19 protein-coding genes are annotated in these 18,124 nt (G+C 72.3%); 7 read left to right on the forward strand and 12 right to left on the reverse strand.

Features of this window, described 5'->3' with window-relative positions; all coding sequences use genetic code 11:
* Positions 1–68: 68 nt before the first annotated feature.
* A complete protein-coding gene (locus tag ABD120_RS02890) occupies positions 69–242 on the reverse strand; it encodes a hypothetical protein (protein ID WP_343948068.1) in 174 nt (57 codons plus the stop codon).
* Between the two features lies 1 nt (position 243).
* Here ABD120_RS02890 and ABD120_RS02895 point away from each other — a divergent pair, with 1 nt between their 5' ends.
* Positions 244–507 carry an ATP-binding protein gene (locus ABD120_RS02895; protein ID WP_343948069.1) on the forward strand — a complete coding sequence of 88 codons (264 nt, stop codon included), beginning with the start codon at positions 244–246 and terminating at the stop codon, positions 505–507.
* Positions 504–1,151, forward strand: coding sequence for a response regulator (locus ABD120_RS02900; RefSeq protein WP_343948070.1), 648 nt, complete (start codon positions 504–506; stop codon positions 1,149–1,151). The genes ABD120_RS02895 and ABD120_RS02900 overlap by 4 nt, the downstream gene beginning before the upstream one ends.
* Before the next feature lie 101 nt (positions 1,152–1,252).
* On the opposite strand, the gene ABD120_RS02905 is transcribed toward ABD120_RS02900, so the two are convergent.
* Together ABD120_RS02905 and ABD120_RS02910 are read right to left on the reverse strand one after the other, a co-directional pair.
* Entirely contained in the window at positions 1,253–2,188 is a 936-nt protein-coding gene (locus ABD120_RS02905) for an alpha/beta fold hydrolase (RefSeq protein WP_343948071.1), read from the reverse strand.
* The gene (locus ABD120_RS02910; RefSeq protein WP_343948072.1) at positions 2,185–2,862 is read right to left on the reverse strand and encodes a PadR family transcriptional regulator; all 678 of its coding nucleotides are present in this window, start codon (positions 2,860–2,862) and stop codon (positions 2,185–2,187) included. Before ABD120_RS02910 ends, ABD120_RS02905 begins: the two co-directional genes overlap by 4 nt.
* A gap of 317 nt (positions 2,863–3,179) precedes the next feature.
* Between ABD120_RS02910 and ABD120_RS02915 the strand changes: the two genes are divergently transcribed.
* Genes ABD120_RS02915 through ABD120_RS02930 form a run of 4 tightly spaced genes read left to right on the forward strand, consistent with a single transcriptional unit; the run spans position 3,180 to position 7,415 of the window.
* Positions 3,180–4,673, forward strand: coding sequence for a phytoene desaturase family protein (locus tag ABD120_RS02915; protein WP_343948073.1), 1,494 nt, complete (start codon positions 3,180–3,182; stop codon positions 4,671–4,673).
* 46 nt (positions 4,674–4,719) lie between these two features.
* The gene (locus ABD120_RS02920; protein WP_343948074.1) at positions 4,720–5,415 is read left to right on the forward strand and encodes a response regulator transcription factor; all 696 of its coding nucleotides are present in this window, start codon (positions 4,720–4,722) and stop codon (positions 5,413–5,415) included.
* A complete protein-coding gene (locus ABD120_RS02925; protein ID WP_343948075.1) occupies positions 5,412–6,773 on the forward strand; it encodes a sensor histidine kinase in 1,362 nt (453 codons plus the stop codon). The genes ABD120_RS02920 and ABD120_RS02925 overlap by 4 nt, the downstream gene beginning before the upstream one ends.
* 27 nt (positions 6,774–6,800) lie before the next feature.
* Positions 6,801–7,415: a TetR/AcrR family transcriptional regulator gene (locus ABD120_RS02930; RefSeq protein ID WP_343948076.1), complete on the forward strand. Its 615-nt coding sequence runs from the start codon at positions 6,801–6,803 to the stop codon at positions 7,413–7,415.
* Between the two features lie 429 nt (positions 7,416–7,844).
* On the opposite strand, the gene ABD120_RS02935 is transcribed toward ABD120_RS02930, so the two are convergent.
* The 4 genes from ABD120_RS02935 to ABD120_RS02950 form a co-directional block, all read right to left on the reverse strand.
* The gene (locus ABD120_RS02935; protein WP_343948077.1) at positions 7,845–8,108 is read right to left on the reverse strand and encodes a hypothetical protein; all 264 of its coding nucleotides are present in this window, start codon (positions 8,106–8,108) and stop codon (positions 7,845–7,847) included.
* A gap of 72 nt (positions 8,109–8,180) precedes the next feature.
* Positions 8,181–9,032 carry a helix-turn-helix domain-containing protein gene (locus tag ABD120_RS02940; protein ID WP_343948078.1) on the reverse strand — a complete coding sequence of 284 codons (852 nt, stop codon included), beginning with the start codon at positions 9,030–9,032 and terminating at the stop codon, positions 8,181–8,183.
* Between the two features lie 156 nt (positions 9,033–9,188).
* The gene (locus ABD120_RS02945) at positions 9,189–9,392 is read right to left on the reverse strand and encodes a hypothetical protein (protein WP_343948079.1); all 204 of its coding nucleotides are present in this window, start codon (positions 9,390–9,392) and stop codon (positions 9,189–9,191) included.
* A gap of 105 nt (positions 9,393–9,497) precedes the next feature.
* The gene (locus ABD120_RS02950; protein WP_343948080.1) at positions 9,498–10,424 is read right to left on the reverse strand and encodes a lytic transglycosylase domain-containing protein; all 927 of its coding nucleotides are present in this window, start codon (positions 10,422–10,424) and stop codon (positions 9,498–9,500) included.
* Positions 10,425–10,649: 225 nt separating this feature from the next.
* Between ABD120_RS02950 and ABD120_RS02955 the strand changes: the two genes are divergently transcribed.
* Entirely contained in the window at positions 10,650–11,522 is an 873-nt protein-coding gene (locus ABD120_RS02955; RefSeq protein WP_343948081.1) for an ROK family protein, read from the forward strand.
* 3 nt (positions 11,523–11,525) lie between these two features.
* Here ABD120_RS02955 and ABD120_RS02960 read toward each other — a convergent pair whose 3' ends face one another.
* The 5 genes from ABD120_RS02960 to ABD120_RS02980 form a co-directional block, all read right to left on the reverse strand.
* Positions 11,526–11,918 (reverse strand): VOC family protein, encoded by a 393-nt coding sequence (locus ABD120_RS02960; protein WP_343948082.1) that lies wholly within the window; start codon positions 11,916–11,918, stop codon positions 11,526–11,528.
* Positions 11,919–12,017: 99 nt separating this feature from the next.
* Positions 12,018–13,733, reverse strand: coding sequence for an acyclic terpene utilization AtuA family protein (locus tag ABD120_RS02965; protein WP_343948083.1), 1,716 nt, complete (start codon positions 13,731–13,733; stop codon positions 12,018–12,020).
* The gene (locus ABD120_RS02970; protein ID WP_343948084.1) at positions 13,730–14,512 is read right to left on the reverse strand and encodes an enoyl-CoA hydratase-related protein; all 783 of its coding nucleotides are present in this window, start codon (positions 14,510–14,512) and stop codon (positions 13,730–13,732) included. The genes ABD120_RS02965 and ABD120_RS02970 overlap by 4 nt, the downstream gene beginning before the upstream one ends.
* Positions 14,509–16,545, reverse strand: coding sequence for an acetyl/propionyl/methylcrotonyl-CoA carboxylase subunit alpha (locus ABD120_RS02975; protein WP_425563915.1), 2,037 nt, complete (start codon positions 16,543–16,545; stop codon positions 14,509–14,511). Before ABD120_RS02975 ends, ABD120_RS02970 begins: the two co-directional genes overlap by 4 nt.
* Positions 16,542–18,074 (reverse strand): acyl-CoA carboxylase subunit beta, encoded by a 1,533-nt coding sequence (locus tag ABD120_RS02980; protein WP_343948250.1) that lies wholly within the window; start codon positions 18,072–18,074, stop codon positions 16,542–16,544. Before ABD120_RS02980 ends, ABD120_RS02975 begins: the two co-directional genes overlap by 4 nt.
* Between the last annotated feature and the right edge of the window lie 50 nt (positions 18,075–18,124).

Genomic DNA, 18,124 nt, shown 5'->3' on the forward strand with positions numbered 1-18,124 from the left:
AGGGGCACGCTCCTGCTGCGCCGCCCACCCCGCCGACACGACCCGAGGTCAGGCCGCTGCCACGGCCCTCACCAGGTCTTCACCTCGGGGAAGGTCTCCGACGGGCGGTCGAGCACCGGGCGGCGGCGGTCCTTCAGATGGGTGTCGAAGAAGGCGGTGACCAGGGAGCGGGTGATCGCGATCGAGCGCTCGCCCGGCAGCGGCTGGTCGGGCAGCCCGAGCGCCCCTGCGGCGGAGCGCACCGTGTACCGCGTCGCCCAGGAGGCGCTGACCAACGTCCACAAGCACGCGGGCGACGCGGAGACCGACGTGGTCGTCCGCTACCTGCCCGCAGGGCTGGAGGTCGTCGTGCACAACCGGCCGGTGGCGGCGAGCGCGGGCGAGGTGCCCGGCTCCGGGTGGGGGCTGGTCGGCCTGCGCGAGCGGGTCGAGCTGATGGGCGGGACGCTGGAGGCCGGTCCCCGCCCTGACGGGTTCCGGGTCACGGCACGGACCCCGGCCGCATGATCCGCGTACTCATCGCCGACGACGAGGCGCTGGTCAGGTCGGGGCTGCGGATGATCCTGGAATCCTCGGGCGACATCGTGGTCGTCGGGGAGGCCCAGGACGGCGAGGCCGCCGTCCGGGCCTCGGCCAGGCTCAGACCCCGCGTCGTGCTCATGGACGTCCGGATGCCCGCCATGGACGGCCTCACCGCCGCCGCCCGGGTGCTGGCCGCCCCGGACGCCCCGAAGGTCGTGATGCTGACCACCTTCGACCTGGACGAGTACGTCCACGAGGCGCTGCGCCTCGGCGCGGTCGGCTTCCTGCTGAAGGACACGCGGCCGGAGGACCTGGTGGCGGCGGTCCGCACGGTCGCGGCCGGGCAGGCGATGCTGTCGCCGACGGTGATCAAACGGCTGATCGGTGCCTTCGCGCAGCGCCCGGCGTCGCGGTCGGAGCGGGCCCGCGACCGGCTCGCCCTGCTGACCGCCCGCGAGGAGGACGTGATCAGGGCCGTGGCCAGGGGCCTGTCGAACGCCGACATCGGCAGGGAACTGCGCCTGACGGAACCGACGGTGAAGGCCCACGTCAGCCGCGTCCTCGCCAAGCTCGGCCTGGCCAACCGCGTCCAGGCCGCCATCCTCGTCCACGACGCCGACCTGACCTGACCCGCGCCCCCCCAGCGACGCCAGAACCGGAACGGCCGCACACAGCCACCTCGCCGCACACAGCCACCTCAAGGACGGCGTGCTCTGGGACGGCGGGCTCTTCATGGGCGGCGGGACCCCTCGTGGGCGATCCGATCGAGGATCTCGGCTCGGTGGGCGAAGACCGCGAAGTGGCCACCGGGGACGAACCGCGCCGTGACCTGCGGCAGCCGTCCGGCCAGCCGCCGGGCCAGCGCCACCGGCACCTTCGGGTCCTCCAGCCCGTGCCACAGGTGGACCGGGACCGTCACGTCCTCGGGTTCGAACCCCCAGGGTCGCAGGTACCGCAGCAGATCCTCCGCCATGGCGGCACCGCCCTGACGGCAGGTCTCCCGGACGTCGGCGACGAAGGCCGCCCTCACGTCCTCACCGGCGGTCACGTGCTGGTTGGTTGCCTGCGGCTTCTCTCGGGCGAGCAGGTCGCGGAAGACCGTCAGGTCCGCAGGGGGCAGCGTCCGGGAGACGGCGGCCACCAGCCGGTCCGCGCCGTCGGATTCGCGGGCCATGGATGCCATCGATCGGGTGGACATGGCGCACAGCCCCCGCAGCAGCGCGGGCGCGTGCCTGGCCAGCCGCCAGTACAGGGCGTCGGCGCGGCTGTCCGGCGCCCACCGCTCCCGCGCCCCGACCGGCGGCATCCCGCCCAGGATCGTGGCGCTGACCACCAGATCGGGACGCGCGGCGGCCAGCGCCAGCGCCGGACCGGCCCCCATGGACACACCCACGACGGCGACACGCCCGAACGGCTCGACGAGCAGGGCGGCATCCTCCGCCCAGTCCGTGAACCCGGCTCCGGGGCGCGGTGTGGACAGTCCGTATCCGGGACGGTCGACAGAGACGACGCGGATGCCCCGGCGACGCGGCTCGCCCTCTCCGAGCGTCCACCCGGCCGCCCACCGCGAGGAGGAGTATCCGTGGACGAACAGGCACGGCACTCCGTCCGGGTCACCGAACACGTGATAGCCGAGCCGACGTCCGCCGGGCAGGTCGAGGATCATCGGCCCTCCCGGGCGACGGCGGTGTGGGACGGGTCGGCCTCTGCGACAGGCAGGGATGAACCAGAGGACAGGGGCGAATCGGCGGTTCGGGGTGAGGCGGTGGGCTGAGGTGAAGGGGTGGGTTGGGATGGGGCGATGGGTTGGGGTGAAGCGGCGGGTGGCCAGGTTGCGACGGTCTCCAACGCCCACTCGGCCCAGGAGATCACCGCCTCCAGCCTGCGGATTCCGGCCTCGATGCCGAGGAGTGCCGCCCGGTCGGCGGGTCGCGCCAGGTCGAGACCGTCGCGCAACGGCCGCATGCCGCGTAGCCGCGCACGGTGATACTCCAGTTCCTCCCGGAGAAACGCCTGCGCCTGTTCGGGCTCCACGACCCACAGCGCGAACGAGCGCAGGACGGTCTCGTTGCGCTGCGAGTGGTCGGCCGAGGTCGCGGTGAGCCACTGCCGCAGCATCCGCAGCCCGTCCTCGGTGATCTCGTACGGTCTCCGCCCCCGCGCCCCCGAGCCCCGTTCCCTGATGAGCCCGTCGGCGGCCAGTCTCTTCAACTCCGGATAGACCTGCGTGGGTTTGGCATGCCAGACGAACTTCAGCACCCCGTCGAACTCCTGTCCGATGTCGTACCCGCTGCGCGGAGCCCCGGAGATGAGCGTGAGCAGCGCCATCCGCAAGGACATATCACCCTCCAACCAAACAGTAAAAAATTTTAGTGTGTGAACGCTACCCTACCTCCGCCCCAGAGGGTCAAGGGGGCGGCGTGACGGCGGGAGCGGGGTGCGGCGCGTGGCGCGGGAGCGGCCGGAAGCGCGGACGGCGGGGCGCGGCCGGGCGGTGGCCGGGCCGTAAAGGCCGGAGGTCTTGACCACCCCTGACCCGGAGGTCCTGGCCACCCCCAAGGCGGGGGATCGACCACCTGAGCCGGAGGTCCTGACCGTCCGAAAGCTGGAGGTCCTGACCACCCCAAACATGAAATATCCGACTAGGGTGAGGGGTCATGCGGTACGACGTCGTAGTGGTGGGCGCCGGGCACAACGGCCTGGTCGCGGCCGCCTACCTCGCCCGCGCCGGGCGCAAGGTCCTCGTCCTCGAACGGCTCGGCCACGTCGGCGGCCTGGCCATCTCCAGCCGGGCCTTCCCCGGGGTCGACGCCCGCCTGTCCCGGTACTCCTACCTGGTCAGCCTCCTGCCCACCAAGGTCGTCAAGGACCTCGGCCTCCGCATCGAGCTGCGCGGCCGCCGCTACGCCTCCTACACCCCCGTCGGCGACACCGGCCTCCTCGTCGACAACGAGGACCGGGAACGGACCGCCGCGTCCTTCGAGACCGTGACGGGATCCCGCGCCGACCACCGCGCCTGGCAGGACTTCTACGCCATGACGGCGCAGGTCGCGCAGGCCCTCGCCCCCACCCTGCTCGGCCCCCTCCCCACCGCGCGGCAGGTGGCCGCCCTCGTCGGCCCGCAGGCGTGGCGGGAACTGTTCGAGCAGCCCATCGGCCAGACCGTCGCCGCCCGCTTCCGCGACGACACCGTGCGCGGCGTCGTCCTCACCGACGCCCTCATCGGCACCTTCGCCGACCCCGACGGCGACCTGCTGGCCAACCGCTGCTTCCTCTACCACGTGATCGGCGACGGCACCGGTGACTGGAACGTCCCCGTCGGCGGCATGGGCGCGGTCTCCGGCGCCCTGGCCGAGGCGGCCCGCGCGGCCGGGGCCGACATCAGGACCGGCGCCGAGGTCATCGGGATCTCACCGGAGTCCGGCGAGGTCGCGTTCACGACCGGCGACGGCGAGCACACGGTCACCGGCGAGCGGGTGCTGGCCAACGTGCCGCCCGCCGTCCTCGACCGGCTGCTCGGCCGTACCCCGCAGGTTCCCGAGGGCGCCCAGCTCAAGGTGAACATGGTGCTCAGCCGTCTGCCCCGGCTGAAGGACCCGGACGTGGACCCGCGCGCGGCCTTCAGCGGCACCTTCCACATCAACGAGAGCGCGGAGCAACTCGCCCGCGCCCACGCCCAAGCCGCCCGCGGCGAGATTCCCGAGCTGCCGCCCGCCGAGGTCTACTGCCACTCGCTCACCGACCGCTCGATCCTGGGCGAGGACGGCGAGACGATGACGCTGTTCGGCCTGCACATGCCCGCCCGCCTGTTCCGCGCCGACCCGGAGGGCGCCCGCGAGCGCGCCCTGCGCGCCACCCTCGCCTCGATCGACTCCGTGCTCGCCGAGCCCATCGAGGACTGCCTGCTGCGTGCCCCGGACGGCCGCCTCTGTGTCGAGGCCAAGTCCCCCGTCGACCTGGAACGCGAGGCGGGACTGCCCGGCGGGCACATCTTCCACCGTGACCTGCGCTGGCCGTACGCGCCGGACGGCGGCTGGGGTGTGGAGACCGAGCACCCCCGCCTGCTGCTGTGCGGGGCGGGTGCGCGGCGTGGCGGCGGCGTGAGCGGCATCCCCGGGCACAACGCCGCGATGGCGGTCCTGACGGAGTAGCCGCCCACTCACCGGGTTCTCAGGTTGGGGACGTACCGTGTCCGCCATGAGTGACGCGGCACGACTGCTGGTGGTGGACGACGAACCGGCACTGCGCGAGGCGCTCCAGTCGAGCCTGGAGTTCGAGGGATACCGGGTCGCCACGGCGCCCGACGGCCAGGACGCACTGGAGTCGCTGGCCAAGGAGCAGTTCGACGCGGTGCTGCTCGACGTGATGATGCCGAGGCTCGACGGCCTCACCGCCTGCCGGAGGCTGCGTCAGGCGGGCAACCACGTCCCGGTGCTCATGCTGACCGCCCGCGACGCGGTCGGCGACCGCGTCTCCGGGCTTGACGCGGGCGCCGACGACTACCTGGTCAAACCGTTCGAACTGGACGAGCTGCTGGCCCGGGTCCGCGCGCTGCTGCGGCGCAGTTCGCTGTCCGGGCCCCGCGCGGACGGCGCCCTCGCCTACGCCGACCTGCGCATGGACCCGGCCACGCGCGAGGTCACCCGAGGGGGCCGCACCCTCGACCTGACCAGGACCGAGTACCTGCTGCTCGAACTGTTCCTGAACCATCCGCGCCAGGTGCTGACCCGCGACCAGATCCTCGGCGAGGTGTGGGGCTTCGACGTCGAGCCCGCGTCGAACTCGCTCGACGTGTACATCATGTACCTGCGGCGCAAGACGGAGTCCGCAGGGGAGCCGCGCGCCATCCAGACCGTGCGCGGTGTCGGCTACGTGCTGCGGGAAACGCCGTGAAGGTGGGCAAAAGTCTGCGAACCCGGCTGACGCTGCTGGTGACGGTGGCGGTCGCGCTGGCGGTCGCTCTCTCGGCCGGGCTGTCGTTCTCGCTGGCGCGCGCGCAGATGTACCGGCAGGTGGACGAGGAGATCGTCCCGCACCCGAACCGCACGGTCCAGGAGCAGCGCAGCGCCGTCTCGTACCTGCTGAAGAAGTGCTCCTCCAACCCGAAGGACCGCCCGCCGTACACGACGCCCAGCTCCACCCAGGTCGTGTACGCCGACGGGCGCCCGCCGTGCGTGGTCGGCTCGCAGCTCAAGGTGAAGCCGGAGGATCTGCGCATCGCCAGGGAGGGCGGGTCGCGTATCTGCGACGGCCACGCGGTGGACGGCACACCCGTGCGGATCTGGGTCGAGAACGTCGCGCCCGGCATGGCCGTCATGGACGGCCGCGCGGTCAACCGGCTGCAGGACTCCCTGCAGAACTTCGCCATCCTGCTGGTCGCCATCGCGGGACTCGGCGTGCTGCTGGCCGCCTGGGCGGGCCTGATCGTCGCGAGGACGGCACTGCGCCCGGTCGGCCGCCTCACGACCGCCGTCGAGCACATCGCCACCACGCAGGACCTCGACACCACCATCCCGGTCAACGGCACCGACGAGATCGCCCGGCTGAGCGCCTCCTTCAACGCGATGATGGCCGCGCTGGCGGGCTCGCGCGACCGGCAGCGCAGGCTCGTCGCCGACGCGGGGCACGAACTGCGCACCCCGCTCACGACCCTGCGTACCAACATCGGCCTGCTGCTGCGCAGCGAGCAGATCGGCAGGCAGATCGACCCGAAGGCCAAGGAGCGGCTGCTGGTCAACATCAGGGCGCAGTTCGCCGAGCTGACCACGCTCGTCGGAGACCTGCTGCAACTGGCGCGCGGTGACACCGACCACGAGCCGCAGGTGCCCCTCGCGCTGCACGAACTGGTCACGGCGGCGGTCGATCGGGCGACGCTGCGCGGCGCCGAGGTCGTCACCAGGCTCGACCCCTGGTACGTGGTCGGCGACGGCACCTCGCTCGAACGCGCCGTCCTCAACCTGATCGACAACGCCCGCAAGTTCAGCCCGGAGGGCGTGGAGGTGGTGCTGCGCGGCGGGGTCCTGACCGTGCGCGACCACGGTCCGGGCATCGAGGAGGACGAGCTGCCGCACGTGTTCGAGCGCTTCTGGCGCTCGCCGGGGGCGCGCGGCCTGCCGGGCTCCGGGCTGGGCCTCGCGATCGTCAAGCAGGCGGTCGAGAAGGCCGGGGGGAGCGTCACGTTGCGGAACGCGGCGGGCGGCGGCGCCATCGCGACGATGCGGATACCGGGTGGGCCGACCCAGCCCGTCTGAGCCTCCGGCTGCGGATACGCTTTCCTGGTGCGAAACGCGTCCACCCGAGCCGAGCAGGCCGATCAGCGCAGGGCCGAGTTGCTGGCCGCCACCCGGCGCGTGGTCCTGGAGAAGGGCCTGGCCAACACCCGGATCGCCGACATCGCCAAGGCGGTCAACGTCAGCGGCGGGCTGATCCACTACCACTTCGCCACCAAGGACGAGCTGATCACGGCGATGCTCCGGGCGACGCTCGACATCGAGAGCGCGTCGCTGGACCGGCTGGTGCACGGTCCGGGCCGGGCGGCCGAACGCCTCGACGCGGTCCTGCAGTACTACATTCCGGACACCCACCCCGACCAGAGCTGGCTGCTGTGGCTGGACGCGTGGAACACGGCGGTGCGCGAGCCCGCCGTCAACACGATCGTGCGGGAGCTGGAGAGCACGTGGTTGCGGGCGATCGAGCGGGTGATCGCGGAGGGGGTGACGGCGGGCGAGTTCGCCTGCGACGACCCGGCGGGGGCCGCCGAGCGGCTCGACGCGATGCTGGACGGGCTGGCCATACGGCACACGCTGCACCCGTCGGTGCTGTCGCGCGAGGCCCTGCTCCAGCACGCCCGCACCGCCGCCGCCCGCGAGGTGGGGCTTCCAGCCCTGCTCTGAGCGGTCCGTGCGGGCCTTTCACCCAGTTCTGAGTGCGGTCCCGTGCGGGGGCCTCACTCAGGTTTGAGAGCGGTTCCGTGCGGGGGCCTCTCCCAGGTTTGAGAGCGGTCCCGCGCGGGGCTTTCACCCCAGTCCCCGTCACGGCCCAGCCACCCCACCGCCACCCGCCGCCCTGGGCGGGCGGCCTCCAGGGGCACGCTCCTCCGCTGACCGCGCCCCGCCGTGACGCCGCCCCGAACCCGTCCACGGGGGAACCCCACGCCCAGCCACCTCGCGGGTGACCGGGTTCGTCCCTCTGGATGGGTGCCGGGGCGGCGTCACGGCGGGTCGGTCGTGCCGGTGAGGAGCGTGACCCTGGAGGTCGCCCGCCCGCGTCGGCGGGTGGCGGTGAGGGGGGCCGGGCCGTGATGGAAGGTGTTCACGGTGGTGCTATGCCGGGAGTGCGGCGAGCAGGAAGGCCAGGCGTGCGGCCGCGGCCTCGACGTCGTCGGTGCTGCCGAGGCGGTAGCCCCAGGAGGTGACGAACGCGCCGTCCTCGGAACAGGTCACGGTCTCCGTCAGGTTCGAGGAGAACCGGTTGCGCACCGACACGTACGCCGGGTCGCATGCCAGGGCCAGGCTCTGGACGGACAGGTCGGCGTGGCGTCCGGCGTACCAGGCAAAGCGCTCAAGGTTGAGCGTGGTGTCCAGCATCAGGCGTCACCTCCGCAACATCACGCGACAGAATTGCACGATCATCACGTGGTCGGCAAGCAATTGCGGAGATTAATGTGGTGGTTGTTTCCCGTATTCGGAGAGAATCCGGATGAGGAGGGCTCTGCCCGATTCGCCGAACTCTGCGACCTTCGCGTACTCGTCGAAGGCGGCGGCGTAGAAGGCGATGTCGTCCGGGTCGCGCAGGACCAGGTCCTTGGTCATCGTCGCGACCCCGACCATGGCGTCGTTGTAGATCCAGAAGCCGTTGATCGGCGAGGACGGCAGCTCGGTCTCGCGGGGGATCACGCCGAAGTCCACGTTCGGCAGCGTGCTCACGGCCAGCAGCCGGTCGAGCTGACCCCGCATGACCTCCACGGGCGCCATCATCAGGTGCAGCGCCGCCTCCGGCATCACGAAGCGGAAGGTGCGCTTGGTGTCGTACAGGACCTCCTGGCGCTGCATCCGCACCAGGACGGCGTGGTCGATCTGGTCGGGAGCGCTGTACAGGCGCCGGACCTTGCGGAAGACGTGGCGGGCGTACTCGGTGGTCTGCAGCAGCCCGGCCACGAGACCCGGCTCGAACACCCGCAGCGTCCGCGTGCGCGCCTCCAGGTCGCGCAGGTCCTCCTGGATGGCGGCCAGTCCGCTGCGGTGGCGCTGCTTCCAGCCGTCGTGCCGTTCGAGCAGTGCCAGCGACTGGGCGATGAGCCCGTCGGTCACCGGCGGCGGCGCCTGGACGGCCTGCGCCCACATGACCACGTCGTCCTCGGTGGCGGTCTGCCTGGCGTTCTCCAGGCGGGAGACCTTCGAGGGCTGCCACCCCAGGGACTCGGCCAGCTCCTTGCCCGACAGATGGGCCGCTTCGCGTAACTGCCGGAGTTGTGCGCCGAGGTCGATGCGCGCCTGCTGAAAGGACGTCACCGGGAGAGGCTAGACCCGCCTTCGCCGATCATGCCAGGCCCAGTCACGCAATCGTGACATGAGTGTGGCGCCGGGTACCGCCCGCTCTCGGGCGGCCCCTCGCCGACGCCGCCCGGGAAGCGCTTGCCCGCCCCGCGCGGGCAAGCGATCCGCTCGTCAGAGCACCCGTCTGGCGATGTCTGTGAGCAGCTCGCGCGGCACCTCGACCGCCGCCTCGCCGTCGAGGACGTCGCGGAGGTCCGCGAGCGCCTCCGGGTCGGTGAGATGGAGGCCCTGGACCACGATGGTGCCCCGGTCGGTCTCGTACAGGGTGGGACAGGCCCCGGCTTCCGAGGTGGAGCCGAGTAACCGCAGGCGCATGGAGATCCTTCCCCGATCAGTAACGCAATTGCTCGCAATTGTAGGAGCGTCGGGGACTTTGGTGATCTAAATACGGAAAAATACGCAAAATCAGGATAAGTCGGTCTAGCGGGGGCCGGTCATCCGGACGTCGCCCTTCGCCGACAGGACGAAGATCTGCCAGTTGTAATAGGCGTAATAGCTGCGTTTGTCGCGTTTGATCTGCTTTGCGTGTGTCAGTACCGCATCGACGTATCTCACGTCGCGGTTGTAGGCGAACACCGCCCTGCGGTAGTCGCGCGGGGCGCCGCTGGCCTTCAGGTAGTTGGCCGCCGCCATGATCGCGTCCTTGGCGTCGTGGACGTCGCCGCCCATGCCGTACTGCCGCCAGGTGCCCGGCATGAACTGCATCGGGCCCTGCGCGCCCGTGGAACTGGACGAGCGGATCCGGCCGAACCTGGTCTCCACCAGCATGATCGCCGCCAGTACCTCCCATTCGACGCCGAACCTGCGCTCGGCCGCCACCATGTGGCCCCTCAGGAGCTCGGCGGGCAGCGGGTCGGCGAAACGCAGCTTTTTACGCTGGGCGGCCGTGATCGGGTGCGCCATCGCCAGCAGCCTGGCGATCGCGTGGACGTGGTCGCGGGCCTCCGCCGCCAGCGGCTTCGGCAGCCGGGCGAGAACCGCCTTCGTCAGACTCGCGTCACGGGCCAGCGCGCGGTAGACGCGCTGCTGGTGCAGGCCGTACAGGGCCACGTCGCGGGGCGGCTCCCGGGTCTTGTCCCAGTCCTCGATCCCGGCGTTGAGCGCCGCCGTCGTCCGCTTGACCGCCTCGGCCAGCTCGGCGGGGTCCTTGGGGATCCGTACGTCGGGGCCGGGCGCCTCGCCCGCCGGGGGCTGCGCGACCCCGCCGGACCCGGCCGCCGGACCGCTCCGGGCGCCCGCACCGGCCGAAGGGCCCGCGCCCCCTCCGGCGGCCCCCTGGGCTCCGGCACAGCCTGTGAGCGTCGCGGTGACCAGGACGGCGAGAGACTTCTGAAGGACGGAGGTCATGAGATCCCACCGTAGCGGGTGGCCGTGACCGAGGAACGCCCGGCGGACGCCGGCCCGCACACCTCGCGATGTCCCTCCGGCCCCGAACCTCCGGCCCCGAACCTCCGGCCCCGAACCTCCGGCTCCGAACCTCCGGCCCCGAACCTCCGGTCGCCGGGCCGCCGCGAGCCGGGCGCGGGCGTCGGGCCGTCAGGAGGGCGGCGCCGTGCGGCCATGATGGTGGCTATGGCGGAATGCGTGATCGCGGTGGATGTGGGCGGAACGACGATGAAAGGCGGGCTGGTGTCCCGGTCCGGGCGGGTGCTGCGCTACGAGCGGCGGCCGACCCCGCGCGGAGAGGGCGCCGAGCGGGTCGTCGCCGCCGTCGCCGACTTCGTGGACGACCTGGCCGCGCCCGGCGCGCACACGCCGCTCGCGGTCGGCCTGGCCGTACCGGGGCTGGTCACACCCGAGCGCGCGGTCTTCTCCGCCGCCTTCGGCTGGCGAGACGTGCCCGCCCGCGCCTTCACCCGCGCGGACCTGCCGGTCGCGCTCGGCCACGACGTGCGCGCCGCCGGTGCGGCCGAACTCGCCTACGGCCCCGCCCGCACGGCCGAGCACGTCCTGTACCTGCCCGTCGGCACCGGCATCGCGGGCGCGCTGGTCCTGTCCGGCTCCCTGTACGGCGGCGCCTCCGGCTGGGCGGGCCAGATCGGACACATCCCCGTCCACCCGGACGGCCTGCCGTGCGGGTGCGGTCAGCGCGGCTGCCTGGGCCTGTACGCCTCCGCCTCGGCCATCGCCGCCGCCTGCGGGGAGAAGTCGGCGGCGGACGTGGTGACCCGCGTGCGCGCGGGCGACCCCGAGGCCGAGCGGGTCTGGGCACGGGCCGTGGAGGCGCTGGCGCTCGCCCTGACCACGTACACGCTGCTGCTGCACCCCACGCTGATCGTCATCGGCGGCGGGCTGTCCCTGGCCGGAGAGGACCTACTGGGCCCGCTCCGGTCCCGTCTGACCGCCCTCCTGCCCCTGCCGGAGCCGCCGGAGGTCGAGGTGTCCGCGCTGGGCGTCGACGCGGGCCTGCTCGGCGCCGCCCTCCAGGGCTGGCGGGCCCGTTGAGGGTCAGCCGCCGGGAGTCTCGCCGTACGGGACGGTCATCAGCTCCAGGTTGTGGCCGTTCGGGTCGTCGAAGTACACGCCCCGCCCGCCGTACAACCGGTTGATCTCGTTGGGTTTGTCGTGGAAGGGGTCGGCGTAATAGGCGATCCCGGCGTTCTGGATGCGGGCGAAGGCCGCGTCGAACGCCGCGTCGTCGATCAGGAACGCGTAGTGGGCGGACTGGATGGGCGAGTCGCCGGCGTCCGCGAAGTCCAGGGTGACCCCGTTGGACAGCACCACCGGGACGAACGGGCCCCACTGCTCGCCCACGGGCAGGTCCAGGATGTCCGCGAGGAACTCGGCCGAGGCGGCCTTGTCGCGGGCGTGCACGATGGTGTGGTTCAGCTCGACGCGCATGGCGGTTTCCCCTCACTGCGATGTCGCCTGGTCGGGCCCCTGCGAAAACGGCCCCACGACCGACGCTAATACGCCCGTCCGCAGGATGGAACGACGGCCTCAGCCGAACTCCGGCACCTCGGCCACCTGGGCGCGCAGTTCCTCGCCCAGGGCCTTGGCCTGAGGGTCGAGGCGAGGGCTGGCCGCCACGCCCCGTCCCAGCAGCCCGTGGACGACGAAGTTCAGCGCGAGCAGGTTGGGCAACTCGAACCGCTCGATCCGGTGCCCGGTGAGGCCGGGCAGCAGGTCGGCCAGCCGTTCGGCGGTCAGGAAGTCACGCAGCCACGCGTACCGCTCCGGCGCGGTCACCCACACCCCGAGGTTGGCGTCGCCGCCCTTGTCGCCCGAGCGCGCGCCCACGATCCGGCCGATCGGCGCTCTCACGACCGGCAACTCCCGCCACGCCCGCCCGCCCGCCACCTCGGTTCCGTCCTCCGCGAACGCCGATGCGCCCGGATCCGCCGGGTCGTCGGTGGACAGGCGTTCGAGCGCCTTCGTGCCGGGCGCGGGTTCGTCGGTTCCGACCGGTTCGCCGTCCAGGAAGACCTCAGCGCGGACGGTGTCCGCAGGAACGTAAGCCGGGCTGTAGACCCCGTACGGCGAGGCGTCCCCCGGCGGCGTCAGCCCGTACAGGCCCGGATACCCGGCCAGCCCCGTCTCCACCACGGCCGACGAGAACGCCCGCCCCGCCACCCGCCGATCGCCCGAGAACACGGTGATCCGCAGCAACGGCGGGTCGAACCCGACGTGCACCTCGTCGAACGCCTCACGCGGCACTCGCGCCCAGATCGCCTCCTCCGCCACTCTGGCCTTGTCCGCCGCGTCCAGGCCGGTGACCATGAGCGTCATCGTGTTGCGGTAGCCGCCCAGGTGGGTGACGGCGACCTTGAGCGTGTCCGGCGCGGGCTCGCCGCGCACCCCGGAGATCCGGACCCGGTCCTCGCCCTGCTGCTCCAGCCGGACGGTGTCGAAGCGGGCCACCACGTCGGGGCCCGGATAGCGCGGGCCCGCGATCTCGTACAGGAGCTGCGCGGTGACCGTGCCCACCGACACCCGTCCGCCCGTCCCCGGATGCTTGGTGACGACGCTGGAGCCGTCGGCGTGCAGTTCGGCGATGGGGAAGCCACAGTGCGCCAGATCGGGCACCTCGTCGAAGAAGGCGTAGTTGCCGCCGGTCGCCTGGCAGCCGCACTCGATGACATGCCCGGCGACCACGGAACCGGCCAGCGCGTCGAGGTCGCCGGGCTGCCAGCCGTACCGCCAGATGCCCGGCCCCGTCACCAGGGCCGCGTCGGTCACCCGGCCGGTGACGACCACGTCGGCACCCGCCGAGAGGGCGGCGGCGATGGGCCGCCCGCCCAGATAGGCGTTCGCCGTCAGCGGCGGCGCACCGTCGCCACCGACGGCGCTCAGCGGCCCCCCTCCGGCGCGGCCGGTGAGGTCGTCGCCCGTGACGTGGGCCACCCGGGCCCGCAGGCCCAGGCGTTCGGCCAGCTCGGCGACCGCCTGCGCGCATCCGGCCGGGTCGAGGCCGCCGGCGTTCGAGACGATCCTGACGCCGCGCTCCAGACAGGTGCCGAGCACCTCCTCCACCTGCCGGAGGAACGTGGGAGCGTAGCCGGGGCGGCCCTTCAGCCGGTTGCCCGCCAGGATGAACATCGTCAGCTCGGCCAGCCAGTCGCCGGTCAGGACGTCGATCGGGCCGCCCTCGACCATCTCGCGGGCCGCCGACAGCCGGTCGCCGTAGAAGCCGCTGCAGTTGGCGATGCGGATCATGCGTCGGGCACCCACGACGGAGACCGCTTGGCCATGAAGGCGGCGATGCCCTCCTGTCCCTCCTCGGAGGTGAAACGCTGCGCCGACAGCGCGCTCATCAGCCGCATCCCCTCCTCGAACGAATGGCCGGGCACCTCGCGCACCATCTGCTTGGTGATCGCCAGCGCCTCCGGCCCGCCCTTGGCCAGCATCGCCGCGTACCTGGCCACCTCGGCGTCCAGCCGCTCGCGGGGGACCGCCCGGGTGAGCAGCCCGATCCGCTCCGCCCGCGCGGCGTCGAAGACCTCGCCGGTCAGGAAGTACTCGGCCGCCGCCCGCTGATCCAGCCTGCGCAGCACCGGGACGGCGATCATGGCGGGGACGACGCCCAGCCGTACCTCGCTGAAGGCGAAGGAGGCGTCGTCGGGCGCGATGGCGAAGTCGCAGGCGGCCACCAGGCCGAGACCGCCCGCGCGGGCGGCGCCGTTCAGACGGCAGATGACCGGTTTGGGGCTCTCCCAGATCAACGACAGGATCTCGGGGAACGAGGCCGTCACGGGCGCGTCCGCCGCACCGCCCGCGGGCGCGGCGCGCTGCTCCTTCAGGTCGGCGCCCGAGCAGAACACCGGCCCGGTGCCGGTGAGGACGATCACCCGCGCCTCCGGCTCGCCGAGCGCCCAGTCGAGCCGGGCCTCCAGGTCGCCGAGCAGCCGCACCGACAGCGCGTTGCGGTTCGGCGGCGAATCCAGCGTGATCGTGGCGATGCCCGCTTCGAGTTGCTTGTGGACCAGACTGCTCACACGTCCCCCTCGTGCCCGTCCTGACTCGCGGTGATCACCGCGAGGATCGCCCCGGCCTCGACCTGATGCCCCTTCTCGGTCAGTACGTCGGTGACGACGCCATCGGCCGGTGCGGCGATGCGATGCTCCATCTTCATCGCTTCGAGCACCACGACCACCTGTCCCTCGCGCACGCGGTCACCGGGCTCGATCTCGACGCGCAGCACGCTACCCGGCATCGGGGCCGGCAGCGATCCGGGTACCGGATGTCCGATCGGTTCCGGTAGGAGGGGGAGCGGGGTGAGACGGGTCTCTCCGACGTACACGCAGCCGGGGTAGGTGTGGACGGCGAAGCTCTGCCGCAATCCATCCCTTTCCAGGACGACCCGCTCGGGCGTGGCCGTCACGACGCGCACCCCGTCCGGAAGCGGGTCGTAGACGATCTCGGCCTCCTCGAACCCGGCCCGCCGGGGCTGCGAGCGTACGTTGCGCCACCCCGAGGGCAGCGAGGCGAGCACCCTCGCGGCGGCGCGGCGGCCCGAGNCCCCCCCCGCCAGGGCCTCCAGCTCCGTCGGCCCGGCCGGGGCCGGGGGCTCGTGCCGGTCGAGGAAGCCGGTGTGCGTGTCACCGGCCAGGAACGCCGGCGCGCGCAGGACGCTCAGGAGCAGGTCGCGGTTGGTGGTCAGGCCGTGCACCCGCGCCCGCCGCAGGGCGGCGGCGAGCTTCCTGACCGCCTCGGCACGACTCGGACCGTGCGCGACGATCTTCGCCAGCAGCGGGTCGTAGAAGGCCGAGACCGTCGAACCCGACTCCACCCCCGAGTCCACCCGGACCCCGTCCGGCACGTCGAACCTGTGCAGCACCCCCGACTGCGGGACGTGGGCGGCGTCCTCGGCGTACAACCGCACCTCGACCGCGTGCCCCTGCGGCAGGGGCGGCGGGCCGCTCAGCCGGGCGCCCTCGGCGATCTCCAACTGCAGCCTCACCAGGTCGAGGCCGTACACCAGCTCGGTGACCGGGTGCTCGACCTGCAACCGGGTGTTCATCTCCAGGAAGGCGACCGTGTCACCCTCGACCAGGAACTCGACCGTCCCCGCGCCGACGTAGCCGATCGCCTCCGCCGCCCGGCGGGCCGCCTCCTCAAGGCGGTGCCGCAGGGCGGGGGTGACGGCGGGGGAGGGGCACTCTTCGACGACCTTCTGATGGCGGCGCTGGATGCTGCACTCGCGCTCGCCCAGCGTCCAGACGGTGCCGTGCGTGTCGGCCAGGATCTGGACCTCGATGTGGCGGGCCGCCTCCAGCAGGGGTTCGGCGAAGACCGTGCCGTCGCCGAAGGCCGCCTCCGCCTCGCGCCGCGCCGACGCCGCCTCACCTGGCAGCTCCGCCGCATCGCGCACGATCCGCATCCCCCGCCCGCCGCCCCCGGCGGACGCCTTCACCAGCAGCGGATACCGTACGGTCGCCGGCCCTTTCACCGGCCCTTTCACCGGCCCTTCCGCCGACCCCTCCGCTTGACCGGTTTCGGGGGCCACCTGCTGGTCTGCGGGCTCCTTGGGATGATCGGCGATCGGCCATGACGGGAGCGTGGGGACCCCGGCCGCTCGCATCAGCCGCTTGGCCTCGATCTTGGAGCCCATGGCGGCGATGGCCGCGGGGGAGGGGCCGACCCAGACGAGTCCGGCGTCCAGGACGGCCTGCGCGAACGCCGCGTTCTCCGAGAGGAAGCCGTAACCGGGATGAACGGCGTCCGCCCCGGCCAGCCTGCACGCTTCGAGGATCCGGTCGGCGTCCAGATAGGTGTCGGCCGCGCGGGAGCCGCTCAGCCGTACGGCGAGGTCGGCCTCGGCCGTGTGCGGCGCGTCCGCGTCGGGGTCGGAGAACACCGCGACCGTGTCGATGCCCAGCTCGCGGCACGTACGGAAGACCCGGCGGGCGATCTCGCCCCGGTTGGCGACGAGCAGGCGGCTGATCGGGGTGGCGGGAGGAACGGTCATGGGTGGCCCGGTCTCGGGTGGAGTGGTCTCGGGTGGAGTGGTCTCGGACGGAACGGTCATGGGCGGAACACCCCGAATCCCTGCGCCTCCGGCACCGGCGCGCTGTTGATCGCGGACAGGCACAGGCCCAGGACCGTGCGGGTGTCGCGCGGGTCGATGACACCGTCGTCGTAGAGTCGCCCGGACAGGAAGAACGGCAGGGACTCGGCCTCGATCTGGGCCTCCACCAGCGCCCGCATCGCCGCGTCCTGCTCCTCGTCGTACGGTAGCCCGCGCGCCTGCGCGGAGGCCCGTCCCACGATCGACAACACCCCGGCGAGCTGGGCCGGGCCCATCACCGCGGACTTGGCGCTCGGCCACGTGAACAGGAAGCGCGGCTCGTAGGCCCGTCCGCACATGCCGTAGTTGCCCGCTCCGTAGGACGCCCCCATGACGACCGTCAGATGCGGCACCGTCGAGTTGGACACCGCGTTGATCATCATGGCGCCGTGCTTGATGATTCCGCCCTGTTCGTACTCCTTGCCCACCATGTAGCCGGTGGTGTTCTGCAGGAACAGCAGCGGGGTACGGGTCTGGTTCGCGAGCTGGATGAACTGGGTGGCCTTCTGCGACTCCTGGCTGAACAACACGCCCTGCGCGTTCGCGAGGATCCCCAACGGGTGACCGTGCAGCCGGGCCCAGCCGGTCACCAGCGACGGGCCGTACAGTGACTTGAACTCCGTGAAGTCGCTGCCGTCCACGATCCGGGCGATCACCTCGCGCGGGTCGAACGGGATCTTCAGGTCCTCGGGGACGATCCCCGCCAACTCCTCGGCAGGGTACAACGGCTCGCGGACCGGGCCCGGCGCCGCGCCGAGCTTGCGCCAGCCCAGCGAGCGGACGATGCCCCGGCCGATGCGCAGCGCGTCGTACTCGTCCGAGGCCAGGTGGTCGGCCAGGCCGCTGGTACGCGCGTGCATCTCGGCGCCGCCCAGCGACTCGTCGTCAGACTCCTCGCCCGTCGCCATCTTGACCAGCGGCGGGCCGCCCAGGAAGACCTTGGCGCGTTCCTTGACCATCACCACGTGGTCGCTCATCCCGGGCACGTAGGCGCCGCCCGCCGTCGAGTTGCCGAACACCAGTGCCACGGTCGGGATCCCGGCCGCGCTCAACCGGGTCAGGTCGCGGAAGACCTGCCCGCCCGGGATGAAGATCTCCTTCTGCGTCGGCAGGTCGGCGCCACCGGACTCGACCAGGTTGACCAGCGGCAACCGGTTGCGCAGGGCGATGTCGGAGGCGCGCAGGGTCTTGCGCATCGTCCACGGGTTCGAGGCGCCGCCTCTGACGGTCGGGTCGCTGGCGACGATCACGCACTCCACGCCCTCGATCACCCCGAGGCCGGTGACCACGCTGGCGCCCACGGGGAAGTCGCTGCCCCAGGCGGCGAGCGGCGACAGCTCCAGGAACGGGGAGTCGGGGTCGAGCAGCAGTTCCACGCGTTCGCGGGCGAGGAGCCTGCCGCGTTTCCGATGCCGCTCGACGTACTTCTCTCCGCCGCCCGCGACCGCCTTGGCGTGCTCGGCGTCGAGGTCGGCGAGCTTGGCCAGCATCGCCTCCCTGCGCAGCCGGTAATCCTCGCCCTGGGCGTCCAGCCTGCTCA

Origin of the sequence: Nonomuraea longicatena, from assembly GCF_039525605.1 — a bacterium.
GTDB classification, from domain to species: domain Bacteria; phylum Actinomycetota; class Actinomycetes; order Streptosporangiales; family Streptosporangiaceae; genus Nonomuraea; species Nonomuraea longicatena.